At 59.8% G+C, this 22,706-nt stretch carries 24 protein-coding genes; 12 read left to right on the top strand and 12 right to left on the bottom strand.

Annotation, left to right across the window (positions count from 1 at the left end):
- Positions 1-17: 17 nt before the first annotated feature.
- From AAGF34_RS23505 to AAGF34_RS23495, 3 genes are read left to right on the top strand one after another with little or no spacing between them, the layout of a single operon-like run.
- Positions 18-1,490 (top strand): hypothetical protein, encoded by a 1,473-nt coding sequence (locus tag AAGF34_RS23505; RefSeq protein WP_342618128.1) that lies wholly within the window; start codon positions 18-20, stop codon positions 1,488-1,490.
- Positions 1,481-2,158: a hypothetical protein gene (locus tag AAGF34_RS23500; RefSeq protein WP_342618127.1), complete on the top strand. Its 678-nt coding sequence runs from the start codon at positions 1,481-1,483 to the stop codon at positions 2,156-2,158. Before AAGF34_RS23505 ends, AAGF34_RS23500 begins: the two co-directional genes overlap by 10 nt.
- Entirely contained in the window at positions 2,122-3,618 is a 1,497-nt protein-coding gene (locus AAGF34_RS23495; RefSeq protein ID WP_342618126.1) for a response regulator, read from the top strand. Before AAGF34_RS23500 ends, AAGF34_RS23495 begins: the two co-directional genes overlap by 37 nt.
- 61 nt (positions 3,619-3,679) lie before the next feature.
- On the opposite strand, the gene AAGF34_RS23490 is transcribed toward AAGF34_RS23495, so the two are convergent.
- Both AAGF34_RS23490 and AAGF34_RS23485 read right to left on the bottom strand, forming a co-directional pair.
- Complete coding sequence (locus AAGF34_RS23490; RefSeq protein ID WP_342618125.1) at positions 3,680-3,898, bottom strand: hypothetical protein; 219 nt, start codon at positions 3,896-3,898, stop codon at positions 3,680-3,682.
- Between the two features lie 12 nt (positions 3,899-3,910).
- Positions 3,911-4,060 carry a lmo0937 family membrane protein gene (locus AAGF34_RS23485; RefSeq protein WP_342618124.1) on the bottom strand — a complete coding sequence of 50 codons (150 nt, stop codon included), beginning with the start codon at positions 4,058-4,060 and terminating at the stop codon, positions 3,911-3,913.
- A 257-nt stretch (positions 4,061-4,317) separates the two neighbouring features.
- Here AAGF34_RS23485 and AAGF34_RS23480 point away from each other — a divergent pair, with 257 nt between their 5' ends.
- From AAGF34_RS23480 to AAGF34_RS23465, 4 genes are all read left to right on the top strand, one after another.
- Complete coding sequence (locus tag AAGF34_RS23480) at positions 4,318-5,568, top strand: ABC transporter substrate-binding protein (protein ID WP_342618123.1); 1,251 nt, start codon at positions 4,318-4,320, stop codon at positions 5,566-5,568.
- A 76-nt stretch (positions 5,569-5,644) separates the two neighbouring features.
- Positions 5,645-6,523, top strand: coding sequence for a sugar ABC transporter permease (locus AAGF34_RS23475; protein WP_342618122.1), 879 nt, complete (start codon positions 5,645-5,647; stop codon positions 6,521-6,523).
- Positions 6,524-6,525: 2 nt separating this feature from the next.
- The gene (locus tag AAGF34_RS23470) at positions 6,526-7,380 is read left to right on the top strand and encodes a carbohydrate ABC transporter permease (protein ID WP_342618121.1); all 855 of its coding nucleotides are present in this window, start codon (positions 6,526-6,528) and stop codon (positions 7,378-7,380) included.
- Positions 7,381-7,385: 5 nt separating this feature from the next.
- Positions 7,386-8,459 (top strand): ABC transporter ATP-binding protein, encoded by a 1,074-nt coding sequence (locus AAGF34_RS23465; protein ID WP_342618120.1) that lies wholly within the window; start codon positions 7,386-7,388, stop codon positions 8,457-8,459.
- Positions 8,460-8,489: 30 nt separating this feature from the next.
- On the opposite strand, the gene AAGF34_RS23460 is transcribed toward AAGF34_RS23465, so the two are convergent.
- Positions 8,490-9,893, bottom strand: coding sequence for an N-acetylmuramoyl-L-alanine amidase (locus tag AAGF34_RS23460; protein WP_342618119.1), 1,404 nt, complete (start codon positions 9,891-9,893; stop codon positions 8,490-8,492).
- Complete coding sequence (gene tsaE / locus AAGF34_RS23455) at positions 9,890-10,363, bottom strand: tRNA (adenosine(37)-N6)-threonylcarbamoyltransferase complex ATPase subunit type 1 TsaE (RefSeq protein WP_342618118.1); 474 nt, start codon at positions 10,361-10,363, stop codon at positions 9,890-9,892. Before tsaE ends, AAGF34_RS23460 begins: the two co-directional genes overlap by 4 nt.
- Before the next feature lie 69 nt (positions 10,364-10,432).
- Between tsaE and queG the strand changes: the two genes are divergently transcribed.
- Positions 10,433-11,536: a tRNA epoxyqueuosine(34) reductase QueG gene (gene queG / locus AAGF34_RS23450; RefSeq protein ID WP_342618117.1), complete on the top strand. Its 1,104-nt coding sequence runs from the start codon at positions 10,433-10,435 to the stop codon at positions 11,534-11,536.
- 10 nt (positions 11,537-11,546) lie between these two features.
- Positions 11,547-12,347 (top strand): cysteine hydrolase, encoded by an 801-nt coding sequence (locus AAGF34_RS23445; RefSeq protein WP_342618116.1) that lies wholly within the window; start codon positions 11,547-11,549, stop codon positions 12,345-12,347.
- A 23-nt stretch (positions 12,348-12,370) separates the two neighbouring features.
- Here the strand turns inward: AAGF34_RS23445 and AAGF34_RS23440 are convergent, their stop codons facing one another.
- Positions 12,371-13,282, bottom strand: a complete 912-nt coding sequence (locus tag AAGF34_RS23440; protein WP_342618115.1) for an AEC family transporter — start codon at positions 13,280-13,282, stop codon at positions 12,371-12,373.
- Between the two features lie 41 nt (positions 13,283-13,323).
- On the opposite strand from AAGF34_RS23440, the gene xerD reads away from it, so the two are divergent.
- Positions 13,324-14,238 carry a site-specific tyrosine recombinase XerD gene (gene xerD, locus AAGF34_RS23435; protein ID WP_342618114.1) on the top strand — a complete coding sequence of 305 codons (915 nt, stop codon included), beginning with the start codon at positions 13,324-13,326 and terminating at the stop codon, positions 14,236-14,238.
- Between the two features lie 14 nt (positions 14,239-14,252).
- Here xerD and AAGF34_RS23430 read toward each other — a convergent pair whose 3' ends face one another.
- A complete protein-coding gene (locus AAGF34_RS23430; RefSeq protein ID WP_342618113.1) occupies positions 14,253-15,509 on the bottom strand; it encodes an HDOD domain-containing protein in 1,257 nt (418 codons plus the stop codon).
- 62 nt (positions 15,510-15,571) lie between these two features.
- Positions 15,572-16,375: a ferritin-like domain-containing protein gene (locus AAGF34_RS23425; protein WP_342618112.1), complete on the bottom strand. Its 804-nt coding sequence runs from the start codon at positions 16,373-16,375 to the stop codon at positions 15,572-15,574.
- A gap of 38 nt (positions 16,376-16,413) precedes the next feature.
- Between AAGF34_RS23425 and AAGF34_RS23420 the strand changes: the two genes are divergently transcribed.
- Both AAGF34_RS23420 and AAGF34_RS23415 read left to right on the top strand, forming a co-directional pair.
- Positions 16,414-16,938: a gamma carbonic anhydrase family protein gene (locus AAGF34_RS23420; RefSeq protein ID WP_342618111.1), complete on the top strand. Its 525-nt coding sequence runs from the start codon at positions 16,414-16,416 to the stop codon at positions 16,936-16,938.
- A gap of 41 nt (positions 16,939-16,979) precedes the next feature.
- Complete coding sequence (locus AAGF34_RS23415; RefSeq protein ID WP_342618110.1) at positions 16,980-17,969, top strand: Hsp33 family molecular chaperone HslO; 990 nt, start codon at positions 16,980-16,982, stop codon at positions 17,967-17,969.
- A 43-nt stretch (positions 17,970-18,012) separates the two neighbouring features.
- On the opposite strand, the gene AAGF34_RS23410 is transcribed toward AAGF34_RS23415, so the two are convergent.
- Genes AAGF34_RS23410 through AAGF34_RS23390 form a run of 5 tightly spaced genes read right to left on the bottom strand, consistent with a single transcriptional unit; the run spans position 18,013 to position 22,629 of the window.
- The gene (locus AAGF34_RS23410; protein ID WP_342618109.1) at positions 18,013-18,456 is read right to left on the bottom strand and encodes a hypothetical protein; all 444 of its coding nucleotides are present in this window, start codon (positions 18,454-18,456) and stop codon (positions 18,013-18,015) included.
- Positions 18,457-18,466: 10 nt separating this feature from the next.
- Positions 18,467-18,742 (bottom strand): septum formation initiator family protein, encoded by a 276-nt coding sequence (locus AAGF34_RS23405; RefSeq protein WP_342618108.1) that lies wholly within the window; start codon positions 18,740-18,742, stop codon positions 18,467-18,469.
- 26 nt (positions 18,743-18,768) lie between these two features.
- Positions 18,769-20,052, bottom strand: a complete 1,284-nt coding sequence (gene eno, locus AAGF34_RS23400; protein WP_342618107.1) for a phosphopyruvate hydratase — start codon at positions 20,050-20,052, stop codon at positions 18,769-18,771.
- 58 nt (positions 20,053-20,110) lie between these two features.
- Positions 20,111-20,965, bottom strand: coding sequence for a 3-deoxy-8-phosphooctulonate synthase (kdsA, locus tag AAGF34_RS23395; RefSeq protein WP_342618106.1), 855 nt, complete (start codon positions 20,963-20,965; stop codon positions 20,111-20,113).
- The gene (locus AAGF34_RS23390) at positions 20,962-22,629 is read right to left on the bottom strand and encodes a CTP synthase (RefSeq protein WP_342618105.1); all 1,668 of its coding nucleotides are present in this window, start codon (positions 22,627-22,629) and stop codon (positions 20,962-20,964) included. Before AAGF34_RS23390 ends, kdsA begins: the two co-directional genes overlap by 4 nt.
- Positions 22,630-22,706 lie beyond the last annotated feature (77 nt).

The raw sequence follows: 22,706 nt of genomic DNA, 5'->3' as shown, positions 1-22,706 counted from the left end.
TTATTCGGAGAATTCAAGTGAAAAATTTTCTAAAAACTAGAGGCTTTGGCTTGCATGGCCAAACCAAAGCCAGGTTATTCGGATTACTGGTGAGTATGAGCTTAGCAGCCACTTTCTCCAGTGTCGCGCAAGCTGCCACTCCGGCCGCAGGCACTACCATTGGCAACCAGGCTTCTGTGACCTATACGGATTCCAGCAGTCTCCAACAGGTCGCTACGTCCAACCTCGTGCAAACGACGGTTGCACAAGTGGGCTCGCTGGCATTGACCAACGGCAACTCCAAGACGGTTGCAGCAGGTCAGACAGCGTATATGCCCCATACCTTGACCAACACAGGTAACGGAACCGACAGCTTCACGATTCAGGCCACCGGTACCGCATTCACCAAGGTGGAAATATTCGCCGACGCAGACGGTGATGGACTCCCTGACAACACGACTCCGCTGTGCTCGTCATCTGGTGCACCTCTCTGTACTGCAGGGTTTTCTACATCGGTGGCAGGTGGCGGCACATTCAAGTATGTGGTTGCTCTCACGGTTTCCGGCAGTGCACCTGCGGGCCTGATCACGCCGAGTGCCACAACGACGGCCACGGCGGGAACCCCGGCGCTGTACCTGACGTCCACGGCAAGCAATACCGACGCGGTCACCGTGACCAGTGCTGCTGCATTCCAGGTCAACAAATCCATTGCCGCCCCAGCAGCTGCCACAGGTATTACCCCTCTAACGGGAGTGACATCGTGGCCTGCTGCTGTGAGCAGTACGTTGCCTTCAGGCAGCACATGTTTGGTCACTTTGGCAGGGGCCAATGCGCCAGCATTAGGGTGCGTGTACACCACCTACACCTTGCGGTATCAAAACAATGGCGGTTCGCCCGGCAACATCTATTTGAAGGATGTCATTGGTACAGGAAGCACTAGCGGCCTGACCTATGTTCCTGGCTCTGCCAAGTGGAGTTCTGGCAATGCGGCACTGACAGATGCAGCGGGTTCCGAAACAGCCTCCGGAATCGACTTTCAGGCAGTGTCTGGAACTATTGAAGCCGTTGTATCGAGCGTCGGACCTAACGTGTCCGGCTCCATCAGCTTTATCGTATTGGTCAACAGCAATGCCGCTCTGGGCACTGGCACGACATCCAATGCAGCAGCCTATTCCGACACGGGTTGCGCTTCGACGACGGTGGCTGGATGCAGCGCCAGCTCAACGGTTAATTCCAACAGCACGGTCATTACCATTCTGCAATCCTTCGGCGTTGTCGCCAATACCGTCACCGGTTCTGCAAGCACGGCTGCAGTGGACAAGATCAAGAAGATTGCTTCCGCTGCTCCTGGCACGCAAGTGAGCTTCCCCAACGTGATATGGAACACCGGCAGTGGTACGGACACGTTCAATCTGTCAACCAGCGCTCTCACCATCAATGGCATTGCCGTAACACCTACGCTCTTTGCAGCAGACGGTGCAACACCGTTGCGCTTGCATGTGTGCTGTTGACTGCAACTACAGACGCCACTGCAATTTCTGCCACAAACCAGGATCAAATCGCCACGACCACCGACGCCGTCCTGACGCTCACCAAATCCGCAGATCGCGGCAATGGTGTGGCAGCAGGCGACAACGTGCGCTACACCATGGTCGCCCACAATATTGGCGCAAGCCCAGCCCTGCCCGGTAGCACCCTGACCGATGGCTCCAATGTACGGGTAGATGGCGTAAGCACTGCAATGGTGCTGTTTCGGGATGTGTTGCCCGCTGGAACCGAATACGTTGAAGCCTCCTTGGGGACAACCACTCTGGGAGGAATCAAACTCTATCGCTGGTCCGGTGATCCTGCATATAGCTATCGCACCAACGGTGACGACCGCAGCCGCGTCATTGAAGTGGCCGTCGGATTTGCGCAGCCGATTGCGCCCAACGTGTCCATCCAGTGGGGTTTTGCTGTTAAGGTAAAGCCCAACCCTCCGATATCCATCCTCAACAATGCTGAAGTTGAGTACAGCAACGGCACGTTGGCAAGCAAAGAGGTATCCAATCCGGTACCTTCTGGTTCACTGCCCGCCTTGGCCTTGTGGCGACTACGGGCCGGAGCCTGGACTCCATTGCTGTTGATTTGCATGGCAAGCGTGTGCTGGTCGTCGACGATAACGAGGACGCAACATTGATATTGTGCGAAATGCTGGATGCGATGCGCTTTGTGGTGCAGCATGCCAATAGTGGAGAGCGCGCATTGCAGATGATCCAGGCGGCCCATGATCAGAACTCTCCATTTGATTTTGTGCTGATGGACCGGCTCATGCCAGGTATGGATGGCCTGGAAACCATACGGGCGATCAAGGCGATGCCACACAAGGTGGTGCCATTTGTTCAGATGGTTACTGCACACAGGCGCCAGGAACTGGTGCGCAGTGCCGAGCTGCTGGGCGTGGAGCACGTTTTGGCCAAGCCCGTGAGCAGCTCTCTGTTGCTCAACACCATGATGGAGGTCGCAGGGAAAGCGCCGCCGCCGCCCATGTCTCTACAACCCGTGCCTCAGAGTGCGCGGGACAAGCTCGATGCCAAGCTGCAGCAGCTCAGGGGGGCACGCATTCTGCTGGTAGAGGACAACGTCCTCAATCAGCAGGTGGCTTATGAACTGTTGACCGATGCCGGCTTTGAGGTGGACATCGCGGAAGATGGACAGAAGGCGGTGAACAACGTGGAAGCACGCGCACTGGAGCACCTTCCCTACGATCTCATTCTCATGGACATGCAAATGCCGGTAATGGATGGCGTTACTGCTACACGTTTGCTGCGGCAAAACCATGGCGCCAAGGAACTTCCCATTTTGGCCATGACCGCCAACGCCATGCAGGCAGACCGGGATCGCTGCTTGGAGGCGGGGATGAATGACTTCATTTCCAAACCCATTGCGCCTGCCCAGTTGTGGGGATCCTTATTGCGATGGATTACGCCACGTGATGGGTTGGGTCAGAAGGCCGACTTGGGCAAAGTGCAACAGGTAGATGTGCCGCACGGCTCCAAACTACAGGTCCGGTTGCCGGCCCACATTGACGGTCTGAATATGGAAAGTGGGCTTGCACTCATGGGCCATAACGAGGGTCTGTACCTCAGAACGTTGCAGTCCTTTGTTGCCACCCAACAAGGGGCCATAGAGGATATGCGGCGATCGCTGCAAACCGCGCAGGTGGCGTTGGCGGAACGGCAGGCGCACACGCTCAAGGGACAAGCGGCTTATCTGGGGGCGACTGGTCTGCAGCACTCTGCAGCCGAGTTGGAGGACATGCTCAGAGACGAGGCAAGAGATGCTGCCGGAATTGAGCGCACACTGCAGACTGCGGCGCAGCAACTGCACGCCTTATTGACATCTGTGCGTAGGGCATTGCCCAATCTGCAATCTGACGGACCTGAGCCGGTGGATGCGGCCGTCGTGACGCACGGGCAACTTGACGCGCTGATGCTTGAAATGCAGCGTCTGATTCAAGGCAACGATCCCTATGCACTCGATGTTCTGGAGCACAACAAAGGTGTATTGCAGCGCCATCTGGGTGACCGATTTACCGAACTGGAGCAGGCCTTGCAGGGTTTTGATTTCGAGACTGCCGCCAAGTCTCTGAATAAATAAAGTGTTTGCGGCGCAATATGAGCCCCTGATCTTCGGGAGGTGGAGCCTGTTCAGGCTGGAGTCAAGTTTTGCGTGAAGTTGCCACCAAAAGGACACCGACACCCAGTGCGCCCAGACCCATCCAAAGCGGAATGTTGACGCGTTCCTGCTCAGTCATTTGCAAATGGATAGGGCCGATGGTGGCGGCATGGGTTTGCTTGGTATAGCTGAACCCGCCGTAGGCTGCTGCCAGCCCACCTGCGATGATGAGAAGAATGCCGATTAGCCTTGCTGTGTTCATGGTTCTTTGCTGCTAAAGAGGGCTGTTTCCGCGGATCACGCGAATCAATACAACCACGACTGCAATGACCAGCAGTATGTGGATGAAGCCACCCATGGTGTAGGCCGTGACCATGCCCAGTGCCCAGAGCACGAGCAGAATGATTGCAATTGTTTCAAGCATCGGGATTTCCTTTTAGATGAGGTGCCATCGATGCAGTTTGCCGTGACCGGCCGGTCCTGTCCGTGTGCTGGCACACTTTGAAACTAAATGCGGCTCAGATACCATTACATTGATCGGAATCAATATATCGGTCTGTAGCTGGGGGACACTTGCTGTGTCTCCGCATTCATTACCCGCTATGGGTAGGGTGTTCTGATCGACGCAAGAATGCTCCTGAACGTGTTCAGGCTTGGAGACATAACTTTAGAGGAGTGAACATGCTGAAACTTTCGAAACTCGCCACGGCTGCGGCGTTGATGGTGGCTGGTACTGCCGTGATGGCTGGCGAAGTGGAGGTGCTGCACTGGTGGACTTCCGGTGGCGAAGCCAAATCGGTCGCGGAACTCAAGAAGATCATGCAGGAGAAGGGGAACACCTGGAAGGACTTTGCGGTCGCTGGTGGCGGTGGTGACAACGCCATGACCGTGCTCAAGAGCCGTGTGGTTTCGGGCAACCCGCCTGCCGCTGCCCAGATCAAGGGCCCGGCTCTGCAGGAGTGGGCTGCCGAAGGTGTTCTGGCCAACCTCGATCCGGTGGCCAAGGCAGAGAACTGGGATGCATTGCTGCCCAAAGTCGTCGCCGACATCATGAAATACAAAGGCAACTACATTGCAGCGCCGGTCAACGTGCACCGCGTGAACTGGATGTGGGCCAACTCCGCTGTGCTGAAGAAGGCCGGCGTCACTGCGGCACCCAAGACCTGGCCTGAATTCTTTGCCGCTGCAGACAAGGTCAAGAAGGCAGGCTTCATTGCCGTCGCACACGGTGGACAGAACTGGCAAGACTTCACCACGTTTGAATCCGTGGTTCTGGGCATTGGCGGCGCCAAGTTCTACAACGATGCACTGGTCAAGCTGGACCAGAAGGCACTGACCAGCCCGACCATGTCCAAGGCGCTGGAAACCTATCGCAAGGTACATAGCTATGTGGACCCCGCTTCGCCCGGACGTGACTGGAATCTGGCCACGGCCATGGTGATCCAGGAAAAGGCGGCCTTCCAGTTCATGGGTGACTGGGCCAAGGGTGAGTTCAGTACCGCAGGCAAGGTGCCCGGCAAGGACTACATCTGCGCCGCAGCTCCGGGAACTGACAACGCCTACACTTTCAACGTGGATTCTTTTGCCATGTTCAAGCTCAAAGATGCTGCGGCGCAAAAGGCGCAAGCCGACCTGGCCTCCAGCATCATGGGTGTGCAGTTCCAGGAAATATTCAACCTGAACAAGGGCTCCATACCGGTCCGCCTGAACATGGACATGTCCAAGTTTGACGACTGCGCCAAGCTCTCGGCCAAGGACTTCGTGAGCACCGCCAAGGCTGGTTCGCTGGAACCTTCCATTGCCCACGGCATGGCAGTGTCACCCGCTGCTGCAGGCGCCATCCAGGACGCTGTGAGCCAGTTCTGGAACGATGACAAGATCTCGGTTGCCGACGGTGTGAAGAACATCGCCAAGGCCGCCAAGACCCAGTAATCGTGTTGTAGCAAGGGGCCGCATCGCAAGGTGCGGCCCCTTGTCTGCCTGTTAAGCTCCCTCTTTTGGATTGCTCATGAAAAAGCTGGAAGACCTGTTGCCCAAACTGGTGGTGGCACCCGGATTTGTATTCGGCTTTGCCTTCATTTATGGCTTCATGATCTGGAACGGCATTCTTTCCGTTTCCAACTCGCACATGCTGCCCAATTACAGCGAGTTCGTAGGGCTGGATCAATACGCCAGACTCTGGGACATGGACCGCTGGTATGTCGCCCTCAAGAACCTGGGCATCTTCAGCAGCCTGTATGTCGGTGGCTCACTGATTCTGGGCATGGTGCTGGCAATCTTTCTGGACCAGAAGGTGCGCGCAGAAGGCTTCTTGCGCACCATCTATCTCTATCCCATGGCCTTGTCCTTCATCGTGACGGGAACGGCCTGGAAATGGATTCTCAACCCCAGCCTCGGGCTGGAAAAACTGATGCACGATTTTGGCTGGTCCAGCTTCAGCTTCGACTGGCTGGTGCAAAGCGAAACGGCTATCTACTGCGTCGTCATCGCCGGTGTCTGGCAGTCCGCAGGATTTGCCATGGCGCTATTTCTGGCGGGTCTGCGTGGCATTGACGACAACATCATTCGGGCGGCCCAGATTGACGGCGCTTCGTTGCCCCGCATCTACTGGCGCATCATCCTGCCCATCATGCGACCGGTGATGTTCTCCATCATCCTGGTGCTCTCGCACCTGTCGATCAAGAGTTTCGATCTGGTCATGGCGCTCACGGCGGGCGGCCCCGGCTACTCCAGCGATGTGCCGGCGACCTTCATGTTCACCATGAGCTTCAACCGTGGTCAACTGGGTCTGGGGGCGGCGAGCGCCACCATGATGCTGGTGACCGTGGCCGCCATCGTGGTGCCCTATCTGTATAGCGAACTCCGCTCCAAACCCCACGAGCGCTAAGCATGAAAACCCAATCCTTTCATCGTCTGGTGGTCTACAGCTTCCTGGTCGTTGCGGCCCTGCTGTTTCTGGCCCCGATGTACGTGATGCTGGTGACGTCCTTTAAGGATGCGGACCAGATCCGCGCCGGCAACTTGATGAGCCTGCCCACGAGCATGAACTGGTCTTCCTGGCAGCTGGCTTGGGAGCAGGCTTGCACCGGCGTGGACTGCCGCGGACTGCGCCCTTATTTCTGGAATTCGGTCAGCATGGCGGTGCCGGCAGTACTTATCTCCACAGCCTGGGGTGCCATCAACGGCTATGTGTTGAGCATGTGGAAGTTCAAGGGCAGTGACGTTCTGTTTGGCTTCTTGCTGTTTGGCGTGTTCATGCCGTTCCAGGTGGTTCTGCTGCCCATGAGCCAGGTGCTTGGCTATCTGCACCTGTCGAGTTCAGTGGGTGGGTTGGTGCTTGTCCACTGCCTGGCGGGTATCGCCAGCACGACGCTGTTCTTTCGCAACTACTACACGGCCATTCCAGGTGAACTGGTGAATGCTGCGCGTCTGGACGGTGCCGGGTTCTGGCGCATCTTCTGGCGCATCGTCATCCCCATGTCCACGCCCATCATGATGGTGACCCTGATCTGGCAGTTCACCAATATCTGGAACGACTTCTTGTTCGGCGTGGCATTCAGCGGAGCCGACAGCAAACCCATTACCGTGGGCTTGAACAACATGGCCAACACCACCAGCAGCGTGAAGAACTACAACGTGGACATGGCCGCTGCCGTCATCGCCGGCTTGCCCACCATGCTGGTCTACATTCTGGCCGGTCAGTATTTTGTAAAAGGACTCACGGCCGGCGCCGTGAAAGGATAAGAACAATGGCTTCCTCTCTTGAAATCGCAGGCATCCGCAAGGTCTTTGGCAAAGGCGCTGCCGCCGTGGAAGTGCTCAAGAAAATCGACATCACGGTACCACCCGGTGAGTTCCTGATTCTTGTGGGCCCCTCGGGTTGCGGAAAGTCCACCTTGCTCAACATCATTGCCGGGCTGGAGGAGCCGACCGAAGGCTCCTTGCGTATTGGCGGACGCGACGTGATCGGTGTGGCTCCGGCCCAGCGCGACATTGCCATGGTGTTTCAGAGCTATGCGCTGTATCCGACCATGAGCGTGGAAGACAACATCGGTTTTGCGCTGGAGATGCGCAAAGTGCCCAAGGACGTGCGTACCAAGCGCATTCATGAAGTGGCGGCCATGCTGCAGATCGAGAACCTGCTGGACCGCCGCCCCTCGCAGCTCTCGGGCGGCCAGCGCCAGCGCGTAGCCATGGGGCGGGCTCTGGCGCGCGACCCGCAACTGTTCCTGTTTGATGAACCGCTGTCCAATCTGGATGCCAAGCTGCGCGTGGAAATGCGTGCCGAAATCAAGCGACTGCACCTGGTCAGCGGGATCACCAGTGTCTATGTGACCCATGATCAGATCGAGGCCATGACGCTGGGCAGCCGCATCGCCGTGATGAAGGACGGCGTGCTGCAGCAGATCGGCACACCCGACGAGATCTACCGTACGCCCATCAACATCTACGTGGCGGGATTCATTGGCTCACCGATGATGAACTTCATCGACGGGCGTGCAGAAGGCGAGGGCGCGCAAACCCGTTTCGTCTTTACCGGTGGCTCGCTGGAACTGCCCGCGCCCACGGGGCGCGCCATTACCCTGGGCCAACGCCCTGAGCACATCCACCTGGATGAAAACGCTGCCTGGCGCGGCGAGGTACTGCTGGTGGAGCCCACAGGCGCAGACACCTACGTGGTGGTCAAGACGGCTGCCGGGCTGATCACGGTACGCGCTCCGGCCAATACCAAGCTCAATATCGGTGAGCACGTCGGCATGTCGGTCAGCGGCCGCCACAACAACTGGTTCGACAAGGCCACTGGCATCCGCATTGAGGCATAGACCCGCGCACGCCGCGGGCGTGCCGTCTGCTCAACTGGTCGTGCGCACCCGCGACAGCGGCGGGTTTCTGGCGAAGTAGGCTTCTATTCCGCGCATCAGCGCATCGGCCAATTTGATCTGGAACTCCTCGCTGTTGAGCTTGGCTTCTTCACTGGGGTTGCTGATGAAAGCCGCTTCCACCAGCACGCTGGGAATGTCGGGCGCCTTCAGCACGGCAAAGGCCGCCTGTTCCACCGTGCCCTTATGGAGCTTGCCCACCCGCTTGATTTCACCGAGCAGACCTTTGCCCAGCTTGAGGCTGTCGTTGATCTGGGCGGTGGTGCTCATGTCCAGCAGCGCGCGCTGCACGGTGGCGTCTTTGGCCTTGACGTTGAGGCCACCAATCAAGTCGGCCTTGTTTTCCTTGGCCGCCATCCAACGCGCTGCACTGCTGGAGGCGCCGCCTTCGCTGAGGGCAAACACGCTGGCACCCTGTGGGTCCGGGGTGAAGAATGCATCGGCATGCAGGCTGACGAACAGGTCGGCCTGCACCCTGCGTGCCTTTTGCACGCGCACGCCCAGCGGCACAAAGAAGTCCGCATCGCGCGTCAGGTAGGCACGCATGGCGTTGCCCTTGACAGAGCCCTCATTGATCCGGTCGCGCAGCAAATGGGCAATGCGTAGCACCACGTCCTTTTCGCGTGTGCCGCCCGGTCCGATGGCGCCGGGATCTTCGCCGCCGTGGCCAGGGTCCAGCGCAACGATGATGAGGCGTTCGGTACCGCTGCGCAGGTCTTCGTTGTTGCGCGTGTCGGGTGCGCCAGCCACTGCAGCCGGGGCAGTTGGTTTGGTGGCTGTTGTGGGTGCGCTCGCTTCCGTCTTGGGTTTGACAGGCTTTTGTGTTTGGCGCGCCATCAGATCACCCAGCGGATCGCTGGCCGCGGTTTCGGATGCAGCGTAAGCCGGTGCAGCCGGTGGGGTCGCCGCCGCGGTGTGATCCCCGAACTTTTCGCTGATCAACGCCTCCAGCGGGTCCACCTCCTGCTCGGGGTAGAGGTCAAACACCAGCCGATGCTGGTAGGCGCCTACCGGTGTCAGGCTGAACACCTGCGGGCGTATCGGTTTCTTCAGGTCCACCACCAGCCGCACGACGGTGGGGCTGAACTGGCCCACGCGGATGCCTGCAATATTGGGGTCATCGGACTTGACCTTGGCCACCAGCTCCTTGAGCGTGGGGCTGAGCACGAGCCCTTCAATGTCCACTGCCAACCGCGGCGGGCTGGCGACAAAGGTTTGCCGGGCGGTGAGCGCGGTGTCAGATTCAATGGTCACGCGCGAGTATTCCGGTGCTGGCCACACGCGCACGCTCACGATGGTGGCGCCGCGCACAATGTGAGGCAGGCCCAGCGCCAGCACCACGCTGCCTGCGCGTATCAGGGCGGCGCGACGCTTCATGGCTTGGCACCTTCGCCAGATGGGGTCAACCCCTGCAGCAGTTCCTCACCGACTGGCGTGTGGGCATTGAGTGTGACCCGGCGTACGCCGTCAGCATCGGTTTCCAGATGGATGTCCAGGTCGGCCACGGGCAGCAGTCCGGCGGCCTTTTGTGGCCACTCTGCCAGCTTCAGGCCGGGGCTGGCAAAGATGTCGCGAAAGCCGGCGTCTTCCCATTCCTGTGGGTCGTTGAAGCGGTAGAAGTCAAAGTGGGAGACGGCGCAGCGGTCCGTTTCATAGGTCTCCACAATGGTGTAGGTAGGGCTCTTGATGCGCCCGGTTACCCCCAGGGCCTGCAACAGGTAACGCGTCAGCGTGGTCTTGCCCGCGCCCAAGTCTCCACGCAAGGTAATGAAGGCATTGCCAAGTTGTGGCTGCTGAGCCAGCGCTTGCGCAAAGGTTTGCGTGGCCGATTCATTGGCCCAGTGCAAGGTGAGCGAGGGCGCGCTAGCACGGGTTCCAAGCCCTTGGGACGCTCCGGTTTCTACAATAGGCAGTTGATGATCCACAGCACTCCATTCGATACGGCACTGGTTGCACACATACGCGCAACGGCTCGCCAGCTTGGATTCTCCCAAATTGGCGTGAGCGGTGTGGATTTGCGTTCTGCCGAGCCTGGATTGCTCGCATGGTTGGAGCGTGGATTCCACGGCGACATGCATTACATGACCAGTCACGGCCTCAAGCGTGCGCGACCGGCCGAGCTGGTGCCCGGCACGGTGAGCGTCATCACCGCACGCATGGACTACCTGCCGGCCACAGCGCCTGACGACTGGTCGGCACAGGAACTGGGTAGGCTGCAGCAAAGCGGGGAAGGCATAGTGTCGCTCTACGCCCGGGGGCGGGACTACCACAAGGTTCTGCGCGGCCGCCTGCAGAAGTTGGCCGATGCGATCGTGCTGCAGGCAGGGCCTTTGGGCTACCGCGTGTTCACCGACTCCGCCCCCGTGCTGGAGGCCGAGCTGGCTGTGCGCAGCGGACAGGGCTGGCGTGGCAAGCACACGCTGGTGCTCAACCGGGAGGCCGGCTCCATGTTTTTCCTGGGCGAAATCTATGTAGACCGCGCTTTGCCTGAATCGGTGCCGGTGCAGGACCATTGCGGCAGTTGCAGCGCCTGCATGGACGTCTGCCCGACTCGCGCCATCGTGGCCCCGTATCGGCTGGATGCACGGCGTTGCATCTCTTACCTGACCATTGAGCATGCAGGCTCCATTCCGCTGGAGCTCAGGCCCTTGATGGGCAACCACATCTATGGCTGCGACGACTGCCAGCTGGTCTGCCCTTGGAACAAGTTTGCCAAGCGGGCTACGCTGCCGGACTTTGATGGGCGGGCGCATTTGAGCGGCCAGGGGCTGTGCCATTTGCTGGACTGGACCGAGGCGCAGTTCCTGCAGTACACCGAAGGCGGGCCGATCCGACGCATTGGACACGAGCGCTGGCTGCGCAATGTGGCAGTGGCGCTGGGCAATGCACTGCGCAACGAACCCGACTCCACGTTGCGACAAAGCATGCACGATGCCCTGCAACGCCGCGCTGCCCACGAGAGTGCCCTGGTGCGCGAACACGTGCAATGGGCGCTGGAACAGAACACAACCCTTGGCTGAAAGGACCGCTATGGCTGCCTACGACCTGCTGGTGATTGACCCGCAAAATGATTTTCTGGATATCCCCCAGGCCGCGCTGCCGGTGACGGGCGCCAACGCCGATATGCAGCGCTTGGCAGACTGGCTGCTGCAGCATGCGGACGAGGTCGGCAGCATCACGGTGACGCTGGACTCCCATGCCAGCGTGGGCGTGGAGCGCACCACTTTCTGGGAGGACGCACTGGGCCAGCCGGTGCCACCTTTTACCTTGATCACGGCGGCAGATCTCGCAGCCGGAACCTACCGGCCACGCCACAAGGAATTGCATGAGGAAGTGCTGCAGTATCTCCAGGCCTTGGAGGCGGGGGGGCAGCGCCAGTTGGTGGTCTGGCCGGTGCATTGTGTGCTGGGTACCTGGGGCCACAACATCCACACCGGCCTGTCCGAGGCGATAGCACGCTGGGAGGTGACAAGTGGCAAGACCTGCAACAAGGTGCTCAAGGGCATGCATCCGCTGACGGAACAGTACAGCGCCTTTCGTGCCGAAGTGCCGCGGCCGGACGACGCACGCACCCAGCTCAACCAAAGCCTGCTGAATACGCTGGCCGCAGGCTCACACTCTTTACTGGTGGCGGGTGAGGCATTGAGTCATTGTGTGGCCGCTTCCGTGGACGACATGATGGCCCACCTGAGCGCAGCACGGTTGTGGCAGACCGTGCTGTTGACCGACTGCATGAGTCCGGTGACTGGGTTTGAAGCGGCTGGTCAGGACTTCCTGCAACGGGCCCGTCAAAACGGCTTGCGTACAGCTGAGTTGCAGACCCTGGCGTAGGCCTGTGCCAGTTGCCAGCGTGGCTACAGCTGCCGCAAGACACCCAGCGCAAAAGGCAGGCTGAGCATGCCCAGCACGGTAGACAGGGTGACCAGCCCGGCCACGTAGGCACCGTCATAGCCCATGCGTGCGGCCAGCACGTAGCCGGTGGGGGCCGTGGGCAAGGCGGAAAAAGCCAGCAGGATGGTGGTCTGCAAGGCTGACAGCCCATACCACCGTGCCAGCGCAAAGGCCACCAGTGGCGAGATGAAGTGCCGCACCGTCAATACCGAAATGCCCAGCGCCCGGTCGCGTGTCAGCGCGCTGAACTGCATGCCTGCACCGGCGGCCATCAAGCCCATTGCCAGTGCGGCCGCGCCCACCCGTGTCACCGTGGGCTCCAGCCAAGGCGGAATATGAAAGCCCGCAATGTTTGCCAGCAGGCCCGAGGCGGTTCCAATGATCAGCGGGTTGCGCACCAGCTCGCGCAGGAATCCGCGCTCGGCGTGCCGTGCCATAGGCCACACCGCAGCCGTGTTGAAAACCGGTACGCACACACCAATCAACACGGCAATCAGCAGCAGGCCTTCAGGTCCCGCCAGCCGCTCGGCGATGGCCAGTCCAATGAAGGAGTTGAAGCGAAATCCCACCTGCGCGCAGGCCGCATGCTGGCGCTTGTCGATGTGGCGACCCAGTACTGGCAGGTAGGGCAGCACATAGGCCAGCGTGATGCCAATGGCACCCAGCGTCCAGCCCGCGCCAATCAGTCCGGAGGCGGCGCGCAGATCCAGGGTGCTCTTCACAATGGAGTGGAACAGCAGTACCGGGAACAGAAAGAAATACACCAGGGCATCCACCTGTTGCCAGACGGTGCGGTTCAGGGCCGTGTAGCGGCACACCAGAAAGCCGCACAGGATGAGGGAAAAGTCGGGAAAGAGGAGTTGGGCGTAATTCACTGCAGCGAGAATAGCAGCCTTGCCCTTACACTGCGGCACCTATGAATGCGCAACTGGTCTCCAGCCTCGAAGCAGTCGACGTCTTTATCGACGCACTCTGGCTGGAAGAGGGACTTTCCAAGAACACCCTGGCAGCCTACCGGCGAGACCTCACGCTGTATGCGCGCTGGCTGGCAGAACGTGCACGCGGCCTCAACGACAGCACCGAGACCGATCTGCAAGCCTACTTTGCTGCGCGCCATGCCGATACCAAGGCCACCAGTGCCAACCGACGCCTGACCGTGTTCAAGCGTTACTTCCGTTGGGCCTTGCGCGAGAGCCGCATTACCGTGGACCCCACGCTCAAGCTGCAATCGGCCAAGCAGGCGCTGCGCGTGCCCAAGACTTTGAGCGAGGCCCAGGTGGAAGCCTTGCTGGCGGCGCCGGATACCTCCAATGCGTTGGGCGTGCGCGATCGCACCATGCTGGAACTGATGTATGCCAGTGGCCTGCGCGTGAGCGAACTGGTAGACCTCAAGGTGTTCAACATCAGCCTCAACGACAACGTGCTGCGCGTGCTGGGCAAGGGTTCCAAGGAGCGGCTGGTGCCGTTCGGCGAGGTGGCGGCCATGTGGTTGCGCCAGTACCTGGGAGCGCCGCGTCAGGAGCTGCTGGCAGGCAAGCAGTCGCAGGACCTGTTCATCACAGTGCGTGGAACCACGGCAGGCGAAGCCATGTCGCGTGTGATGTTCTGGTACGTGGTGAAGAAATATGCGCTGGCAGCGGGCATCCGATCACCCTTGTCGCCGCACACCTTACGCCACGCCTTCGCCACACATCTGCTCAACCATGGGGCTGATTTGCGTGCGGTGCAGATGCTGCTGGGCCATGCCGACATATCCACCACCACCATCTACACCCATGTGGCCAGGGAACGATTGGCTCAGTTGCATGCGCAGCACCACCCGCGGGGCTAGGGTCTGTGCAGGCCCTAAATGGACAGCGTTTCGGCCCAGGCCAGGGCTTCCAGATGGGCCAGGTTGACCTCGCTGCTGGTCATACCCAGGGCCTTGGTTGCCGAAGCAAATGCGGTGTCATCCGAAGACTCGCAGGCCAGGGTAAGCGCCAGAAACGGCGCCAAGGGGCCGGTCTGGTGCAGCAGTGCATCAACCACCTGTTGCGGCAATGTCAGGCTGGCCAGTGCCTTGTCCATGGGCATTCCCAGCATGGTGTCCAGCAGGGAGAACACACCGGCCACAAAGGCGTTGTCGCTTTCTTCCGGAGGCAATTTCTGCAGCGCCAGCAATTCCATCAGGCGGCCACGCACCACGGCGGTGGTGCCCACCGCGGGCGGGGTATCGCCGCCTAAGGAGGTGGTCATCAACAATGCCGCCCATTTGAAGAGTCGGTTCAGGCCTAGCAACATCACAGCGTGCTTGAACGACGTGACTTCGGTGCGCATGCCAAAACCGGCTGAGTTGATGAAGCGCAGCAGGTTGAACGACAGCATGGGGTCGTGCTTGAGCACGGTTTCGATTTCGTCGGTGCTGGCTTGCTTGCGCACCAAGTCGATGAGGCGCAGGATGTTGGCCTGCGACGGACGCACACTTTGCCCTTCGACGATCACGGGCTTGGCAAACCAGAAGCCCTGGAACAGCTTGACGTCCAGCCCTTCGACCATGGCGTATTGCTTGTGGGTTTCCACCTTTTCCGCAATGAGGCGCGCCGTGGATTTGGCCTGAGCCAGTTTGACAAACCCGGCTATCGCCTCGGCCTTGAGCACGGACAGATCAAACTTGATGAATGAGGCCAGTGGCAACCATGATTCATAGGACTTGGTCAGCACCGAATAGTCAAAGGCCAGACGAAAGCCACGGCGTTGCATTTGTTGCAGATTGGGCAAGTGGTTTCCGATCTGGTCGATCTGCGACAGCGGCAGGGGCGGGATTTCCAGCACCACATGTTCGGGCTCTACCAGGTCCAGATGTCCGGCAGCCAGACTCTCGTGGGTGCAGTTCACGAAAATGGTCTTGCGGCTGGCCAGCGAGTCGTATTCGGCCAAGGACAAGGCATTGAACAGGAGTTGTGCATCGCTGGCGGCGGTGTGTTCGCTGGATTGCATGGAACGATCGAACAGTTCGTATCCGAATACGGTCCGTTTTTCGTCCAGGATCGCTTGCCGCGCAATCACCCGGTTTCCTCCGTGAGGCTGGGCGTTCAGCGGACTGGGACTCAGGTTATCTGGCATGTGTGACAGGGGTGGGCAGTTATCCGAACCATTCTAGACGTAGTGCGCTCAAATGGCATGGATTACAGAGGTGCTGTTGGCAGGGCATCGAGCTCCTGCTGGCTGAAGCCGGCTCTCTTGCGCGCTTCCAGATTGAAGGGCGGTTTGAGGCTGGGGCCACCATACTGACTGCTGGCCTGGGCATAAAAAAGGTGGCTGTCCAGCCCTTTTCGCTCGCACAACCAGTGGTACCAGTGATTACCAATGGCCACATGGCCTACTTCTTCCCGCAAGATGACATCCAGGATGGCGACCGCTTCCAAGGCCGCAGGGGAGCCGACCTTGCGCAGTTTGGTCTGGATGATCGGTGTTGCGTCCAGCCCACGCGCTTCCAGCGTTCGCGGCACCAATGCCATGCGGGCGGTCACGTCATGGCGCGTGTTCTCGGCCATAGTCCACAGCCCATCATGCGCAGGGAAATCTCCATAGGCATGGCCCAAACCAGCCAGATGGTCGCTCAACAGCTGGAAGTGTTTGGCCTCTTCCTGCGCCACGTGCAACCAGTCCAGGTAATAGGCGTCGGGCATGTCGGCAAAACGCCAGACCGCATCCAGGGCCAGGTTGATGGCATTGAATTCGATGTGCGCAATGGAGTGAATCAGCGCGGCATGGCCATCGGGCGTGTAGGGCGAACGGCGCGGCACATCCCGTGGTGACACCAGTTCGGGTTTGGTCGGGCGACCAGGGGATGTCGCGGAGTCAAAACGTATCTGGGGATCAATGGGCAGGTTCGCCTGCCGCTGCGCCAAGTCTTGCACGGCCAGTACCTTGGCACCGGGGTCGGCGCACAGGAAAGCGGCGCGTGCGCCAAAGCGGATGTCAGTCATCCCTACAATTCTAGGCAAACCAGAAAGCAGGAGAACCGATGGCCATCTACGAATTGAACAGCATTGCACCCCGTGTGGCGGAGGGAGCCTGGGTTGCCGACAGCGCGCAGGTCATGGGCAACGTGGAGCTGGGCCAGGACAGCAGCGTGTGGTTTGGCGCCGTCGTGCGTGGCGATACCGAAGGGATCCGCATAGGCCGTGCTACCAACATCCAGGACGGCAGCGTGCTGCATGCCGATGCAGGCGAGCCGCTGACCATCGGCGATGACGTTACCGTGGGCCACATGGTCATGCTGCATGGCTGTACCGTGGGTGATGGCTCTCTGATCGGCATAGGCGCGATCGTGCTCAATGGTGCGAAAATCGGTAAGGGCTGCATTGTTGGGGCTGGTGCTCTGGTAACCGAGGGCAAGGAGTTCCCGGACGGCAGCATGATCATTGGCAGTCCGGCCAAGGCGGTGCGTGAACTCACGCCTGAGCAGCAACGGGGTTTGCGTGCCACCGCGAAACACTATGTGGACAACGCCGCACAGTTCCGCAGCGGCCTCAAGAGAATCGGATAACCCGGGCAGCTGTCAGGCTGCCCTCACATTGGGAGTGGTGCATGTCTGAACTGCACAAGTTTTTATTTGACGGGCTGCCAGTGCGCGGCATGGTGGTACGCCTGACGGACGCATGGACCGAAATCCTGCGGCGGCGCGCCAGCAACAGCCAGACTGGCGCCTATGCGGAGCCTGTGCGCAATCTGCTGGGTGAGATGACTGCAGCAGCGGCACTGATGCAGGCCAATATCAAGTTCGACGGATCACTGGTTCTGCAGATCTTTGGCGATGGTCCGGTCAAGGTGGCGGTGGTGGAGGTGCAGCCTGATCTGTCGCTGCGGGCGACGGCTACCGTGACGCAAACGGTGGCTGACGACGCAAGCCTGAGCCAGATGGTCAATGCCACCAACAAGGCGCGCTGCGCCATTACCCTGGATCCCAAGACCAAATTCCCCGGTCAGCAGCCCTATCAAGGCGTGGTGCCCCTGTTTGACGACCACGGCAAACCGATTGAAGACCTGAACGCAGTGTTGGAGCACTACATGCTGCAAAGCGAGCAGTTGGACACCACGCTGGTGCTGGCAGCAGATGATAAAGTCGCTGCCGGTTTGCTGATCCAGCGCCTGCCCATGGCCGGAGCGGGCAACCTGGCGGGCAGCATGGTCTCCAAGGAAAACGAAGACCAGATCGGCATGAACGAGCACTACAACCGGATCGCCACACTGGCGTCCAGTCTCAAGCGCGAAGAGCTGTTGACCCTGGACGTGGACACCATTCTGCGTAGGCTGTTCTGGGAAGAGAGCATTACCCGCTTCGAGCCGCTTGTGGGCGAAAGTGCTCCACGTTTTGGCTGCAACTGCAGCCGCGAGCGTGTCGGCAAGATGATTGTGAGTTTGGGGCGCGAAGAGGTCGAGGAAATCCTGGCCGAGCGTGGTGACATCGAGGTGGGTTGCGAGTTCTGCGGATTGCAGTACCGCTTTGATCCGATCGATGCAGCGCAGCTTTTCGTGGATGCCATTCAGCTGGGCAGCGGCAGCGCCGACGCCCATTGACGGGCGTAGGCCGACCCCGGCTTGTCCTGTAGATGCGAGGACTTCAACGGTCTCGCAATAAGTTGCTGAAGAGCTGATGCTCGCAATCCGGATCGGAGCACTTTTCGCATGCCCAGCGCCAGCGGCTGACGGGTTGTTGCAAACCGTTGGTGATGCGCAGGTGAAATCGAATGGACATCAGCGCGTTGTCGCTGCGTGCCTTGCCTTGTCCATAGACCAGAGAGTAGGGTAGACCGTACCGGGACAGCGCGTCCCTGAAGGTCTGATCCAGGGCGCCCAAACGCGCATGGTCTGCGGTGGCTGGCAGCAGATCCAGTCCGGTCAGCAAGGTCAGATCAAAGAGTTGTCGATGCTGGCGGGCTTCATCGTCATCTGAAGGCGCGACCTGCAAGACGGTGGGGGATACAGCGTGCTGCAGCGCTGCAGCCAATGTGGATTTGCCAGTGCCGGGTACTCCCAGAATGGCGAGGCGAGGGGGCTCTGACACGGCCGCTGGCCTAGCGGGCGATCTGCACGAAGATTTCGTTGTTCTTGACCATGCCCAGTTCGCTGCGGGCTTTTTCCTCGACGATCTCCAGACCTTCTTTCAGGTCCCGGATCTCGGCACTCAGGCGGTCATTGGCCAAGGCTGCCTGTGCATTCTTGACCTTCTGGGCTTCCAGCTGGTACTGCAGCTTGCTCACATTGCGCACGCTGCCGCGGCCAAACCACAACTGCCCGTGCAGCACCAGCAGCAGGGCAATCAGAACAACGGGAACCAGGCGGTTACTCATGTCGTGTGGTTTGGCCTTTCCTCAAGTCACTTGAGGTTGTAGAACGCGGAGCGTCCAGGGTACACGGCCACATCGCCCAAGTCTTCCTCGATGCGCAGCAACTGGTTGTACTTGGCCATGCGGTCAGAGCGGCTCAAGCTACCGGTCTTGATCTGGCCGGCATTGGTGCCCACTGCGATGTCGGCAATGGTGGAGTCCTCTGTTTCACCGGAACGGTGGCTGATCACGGCGGTGTAGCCGGCGCGCTTGGCCATTTCGATAGCGGCGAAAGTTTCAGACAGTGTGCCGATTTGGTTGATCTTGATCAGGATGGAGTTGGCAATGCCCTTGTCGATGCCTTCCTTCAGGATCTTGGTGTTGGTCACGAACAGGTCGTCACCCACGATCTGAACCTTCTTGCCCAGACGGTCGGTCAGCAGCTTCCAGCCGTCCCAGTCACCTTCGGCCATGCCGTCTTCGATGCTGATGATGGGGTACTTGTCGACCCAGGTGGCCAGGATGTTGGTCCACTCCTGCGCGTCCAGCACCAGGCCTTCGCCTTCGAGGTGGTACTTGCCGTCCTTGTAGAACTCGGATGCGGCGCAGTCCAGGCCCAGGGCAATCTGTTCACCCGCCACGTAGCCGGCCTTGTCGATGGCTTCCAGAATCATCTGGATGGCTGCTTCGTGGTTGGCCACGTTGGGGGCAAAGCCGCCTTCGTCGCCCACGGCGGTGCTGATGCCCTTGTCGTTCAGGATCTTCTTGAGTGCGTGGAACACTTCTGCACCGTAGCGCAGGGCCTCACGGAAGCTGGGAGCACCCACGGGGATGATCATCAGCTCTTGCAGGTCCAGGTTGTTGTTGGCGTGCTCGCCGCCGTTCATGACGTTCATCATGGGCACAGGCATCTGCACTGCGGCCATGCCGCCAAAGTAGCGGTACAGGGGCAGACCGGCTTCTTCTGCCGCGGCGCGGGCCACGGCCATGGAAACGGCCAGCATGGCATTGGCGCCCAGGCGGGACTTGTTCTCGGTGCCGTCCAGGTCGATCAGGGTCTTGTCCAGAAAGGACTGCTCGGAAGCATCCAGGCCCAGCACCGCTTCGGAGATTTCGGTGTTGATGTGCTCCACCGCCTTGAGCACACCCTTGCCCAGGTAACGCTTCTTGTCGCCGTCACGCAGTTCAATGGCTTCACGTGAGCCGGTGGACGCGCCGCTAGGCACAGCCGCACGGCCCATGGTCCCGGATTCCAGCAAAACATCGCACTCCACCGTGGGGTTGCCACGGGAGTCCAGAATTTCGCGGCCTACGATATCAACAATTGCGCTCATGGATTTTTCTTTCTAGAACAAAACAAACAAACTATTGGCGACTCTGATCTTGCACCCATTACTGGAAATTGTTTTCCAGAAACGGTGTCTTTTTGGTTACGGAATCCAGTGCCACCAGGGTTTCCAGCAATGCCTTCATGTGCTTGAGCGGTACCGCATTGGGGCCGTCGCTCAACGCCTTGCTGGGGTCTGGATGGGTTTCCATGAACAACCCGGCCACACCCACGGCCACAGCCGCACGTGCCAGCACCGGCACCATCTCGCGCTGGCCGCCGCTACTGGTGCCTTGGCCGCCCGGCAGTTGTACCGAGTGGGTGGCGTCGAACACTACGGGTGCGCCGGTTTCCCGCATGATGGCCAGGGAGCGCATATCGCTCACCAAGTTGTTGTAGCCAAAGCTGGCGCCGCGTTCACAGGCCATGAAGTTGTCTTCATTCAGTCCGGCCGCCTTGGCGGCGGCACGGGCTTTGTCGATGACATTCTTCATGTCACCCGGTGCCAGGAATTGGCCCTTCTTGATGTTGACGGGCTTGCCGCTCTGCGCCACCGCATGTATGAAATCGGTCTGTCGGCACAGGAAGGCGGGCGTCTGCAACACGTCCACTACAGACGCGACCTGGGCAATCTGGTCCTCCGAGTGGATGTCCGTCAGTATCGGCACCCCCAGTTCGCGCTTGACCTTGGCCAAAATCTCCAGACCCTTGTCGATGCCGGGGCCGCGAAAGCTGGTGCCGCTGGAGCGGTTGGCCTTGTCAAAGCTGCTCTTGAAGATGAAGGGAATGCCCAGCGCCTGGGTGATTTCCTTGAGCGTACCGGCCGTGTCCATCTGCAATTGCTCGGACTCGATGACGCAGGGGCCCGCGATCAGAAAGATGCGGTGTTGCAGGCCGACGTCGAAACCACACAGTTTCATGCGGCAACTTTCAAGTTCTTGCCTTGGGTCTGGTGGTCCAGAGCGGCTTTCACGAAGGCATTGAACAGCGGATGGCCATTCCAGGGAGTGGACTTGAACTCGGGGTGGAATTGCACGCCGACAAACCAGGGGTGCACGCTTTGCGGCAGTTCGACCATCTCGGTGAGTTGCTCGCGCTGTGTCAGCGCAGAGATCACCAGGCCGGAGGCGCGCAGCTTGTCCAGGTAATTGACGTTGGCTTCGTAGCGGTGGCGATGGCGCTCGGTCACCACGTCGCCGTAGATGTCGTGCGCAATCGTGTGTTGGGCCACATCGGAACTTTGTGCACCCAGGCGCATGGTGCCGCCCAGGTTGGAGTTCTGGTCGCGCGTCTTGATGGTTCCGTCCGCGTCTTTCCACTCGGTGATGAGGGCGATGACGGGGTTGGGGCTTAGCGGATCGAACTCGGTGCTGTTGGCGTCCTTGAGGCCGGCCACATGGCGGGCAAATTCGATGGTAGCAACCTGCATACCCAGGCAAATGCCGAGGTAGGGCACCTTGCCTTCACGTGCAAAGCGGGCCGCTGCAATCTTGCCTTCGATGCCACGCTTGCCAAATCCCCCGGGGACCAGAATGGCGTCAAAGCGCGCCAGCTGGGACACGCTGTCGGGCGTGATGGTTTCGGAGTCTACGTATTCGATCTTGACCTTGACGTGGTTCTTCATGCCAGCGTGGCGCAGCGCTTCGTTGAGCGACTTGTAGCTGTCCGACAGGTCCACGTATTTGCCGACCATGGCGATAGAGACTTCACCTTGCGGATGCTCGGTCTCGTAGACCAGATCGTCCCAGCGCTTGAGGTTGGCCGGTGGTGTGTTCAGGCGCAGCTTGTCGCAGATCAGGCCATCCAGGCCCTGCTCGTGCAACATACGCGGCACCTTGTAGATGGTGTCCACATCCCACATGGAGATGACGCCCCATTCGGGCACGTTGGAGAACAGTGAAATCTTTTCGCGCTCTTCATCGGGCACCTTGCGGTCGGCGCGACAGATCAGGGCGTCGGCCTGGATACCAATCTCGCGCAATTGCTTGGCCGTGTGCTGGGTCGGTTTGGTCTTGAGCTCACCGGCTGCGGCGATCCAGGGCAGGTAGCTCAGGTGCACAAACGCACTGTTGTTGGGACCGAGCTTGAGGCTCATCTGGCGCACGGCTTCGAGGAAGGGCAGGGACTCGATGTCACCCACGGTGCCGCCGATTTCGACGATGGCCACATCGACCGCATCGGGTTCGCCGTAGCGCGCGCCGCGCTTGACGAACTCCTGGATCTCGTTGGTGACATGGGGGATGACCTGCACGGTCTTGCCCAGGTAGTCGCCACGGCGCTCCTTGTCGAGCACGCTCTGGTAGATCTGGCCGGTGGTGAAGTTGTTGGATTTACGCATGCGCGTTTCAATGAAACGCTCGTAATGGCCCAAGTCCAAATCAGTTTCTGCGCCGTCGTCGGTGACGAAGACCTCGCCATGTTGCAGGGGCGACATGGTTCCAGGGTCTACGTTGAGATAGGGGTCGAGCTTGATTAAAGTGACTTTGAGGCCTCGCGATTCCAAGATCGCAGCTAAGGAGGCTGAGGCGATTCCCTTGCCAAGGGAGGACACCACACCGCCGGTGACGAAGACAAATTTGGTCATGTCAGGGGCGAACCGAAAGGTTCGATGAGGTGGTAAAGCGAGATTATACGTGTGCCCGCACGACCCTTTGACGCTCT

The organism is Rhodoferax sp. GW822-FHT02A01, assembly GCF_038784515.1.
Taxonomy (GTDB): domain Bacteria; phylum Pseudomonadota; class Gammaproteobacteria; order Burkholderiales; family Burkholderiaceae_C; genus Allorhodoferax.
This window is presented reverse-complemented; position numbering and strand designations above follow the sequence as displayed.

Excerpts from the sequence above, each read along its gene's own strand:
- AAGF34_RS23405 (WP_342618108.1), bottom strand. The coding sequence starts at position 18,742 with ATGAGTAACCGCCTGGTTCCCGTTGTTCTGATTGCCCTGCTGCTGGTG.
- AAGF34_RS23420 (WP_342618111.1), top strand. The coding sequence starts at position 16,414 with ATGGCCATCTACGAATTGAACAGCATTGCACCCCGTGTGGCGGAGGGA.
- AAGF34_RS23445 (WP_342618116.1), top strand. The coding sequence starts at position 11,547 with ATGGCTGCCTACGACCTGCTGGTGATTGACCCGCAAAATGATTTTCTG.
- AAGF34_RS23485 (WP_342618124.1), bottom strand. The coding sequence starts at position 4,060 with ATGCTTGAAACAATTGCAATCATTCTGCTCGTGCTCTGGGCACTGGGC.
- AAGF34_RS23415 (WP_342618110.1), top strand. The coding sequence starts at position 16,980 with ATGTCTGAACTGCACAAGTTTTTATTTGACGGGCTGCCAGTGCGCGGC.
- AAGF34_RS23475 (WP_342618122.1), top strand. The coding sequence starts at position 5,645 with ATGAAAAAGCTGGAAGACCTGTTGCCCAAACTGGTGGTGGCACCCGGA.
- eno (WP_342618107.1), bottom strand. The coding sequence starts at position 20,052 with ATGAGCGCAATTGTTGATATCGTAGGCCGCGAAATTCTGGACTCCCGT.
- AAGF34_RS23480 (WP_342618123.1), top strand. The coding sequence starts at position 4,318 with ATGCTGAAACTTTCGAAACTCGCCACGGCTGCGGCGTTGATGGTGGCT.
- AAGF34_RS23465 (WP_342618120.1), top strand. The coding sequence starts at position 7,386 with ATGGCTTCCTCTCTTGAAATCGCAGGCATCCGCAAGGTCTTTGGCAAA.
- AAGF34_RS23430 (WP_342618113.1), bottom strand. The coding sequence starts at position 15,509 with ATGCCAGATAACCTGAGTCCCAGTCCGCTGAACGCCCAGCCTCACGGA.
- AAGF34_RS23460 (WP_342618119.1), bottom strand. The coding sequence starts at position 9,893 with ATGAAGCGTCGCGCCGCCCTGATACGCGCAGGCAGCGTGGTGCTGGCG.
- AAGF34_RS23425 (WP_342618112.1), bottom strand. The coding sequence starts at position 16,375 with ATGACTGACATCCGCTTTGGCGCACGCGCCGCTTTCCTGTGCGCCGAC.
- AAGF34_RS23470 (WP_342618121.1), top strand. The coding sequence starts at position 6,526 with ATGAAAACCCAATCCTTTCATCGTCTGGTGGTCTACAGCTTCCTGGTC.
- AAGF34_RS23390 (WP_342618105.1), bottom strand. The coding sequence starts at position 22,629 with ATGACCAAATTTGTCTTCGTCACCGGCGGTGTGGTGTCCTCCCTTGGC.
- AAGF34_RS23490 (WP_342618125.1), bottom strand. The coding sequence starts at position 3,898 with ATGAACACAGCAAGGCTAATCGGCATTCTTCTCATCATCGCAGGTGGG.
- xerD (WP_342618114.1), top strand. The coding sequence starts at position 13,324 with ATGAATGCGCAACTGGTCTCCAGCCTCGAAGCAGTCGACGTCTTTATC.
- kdsA (WP_342618106.1), bottom strand. The coding sequence starts at position 20,965 with ATGAAACTGTGTGGTTTCGACGTCGGCCTGCAACACCGCATCTTTCTG.
- queG (WP_342618117.1), top strand. The coding sequence starts at position 10,433 with ATGATCCACAGCACTCCATTCGATACGGCACTGGTTGCACACATACGC.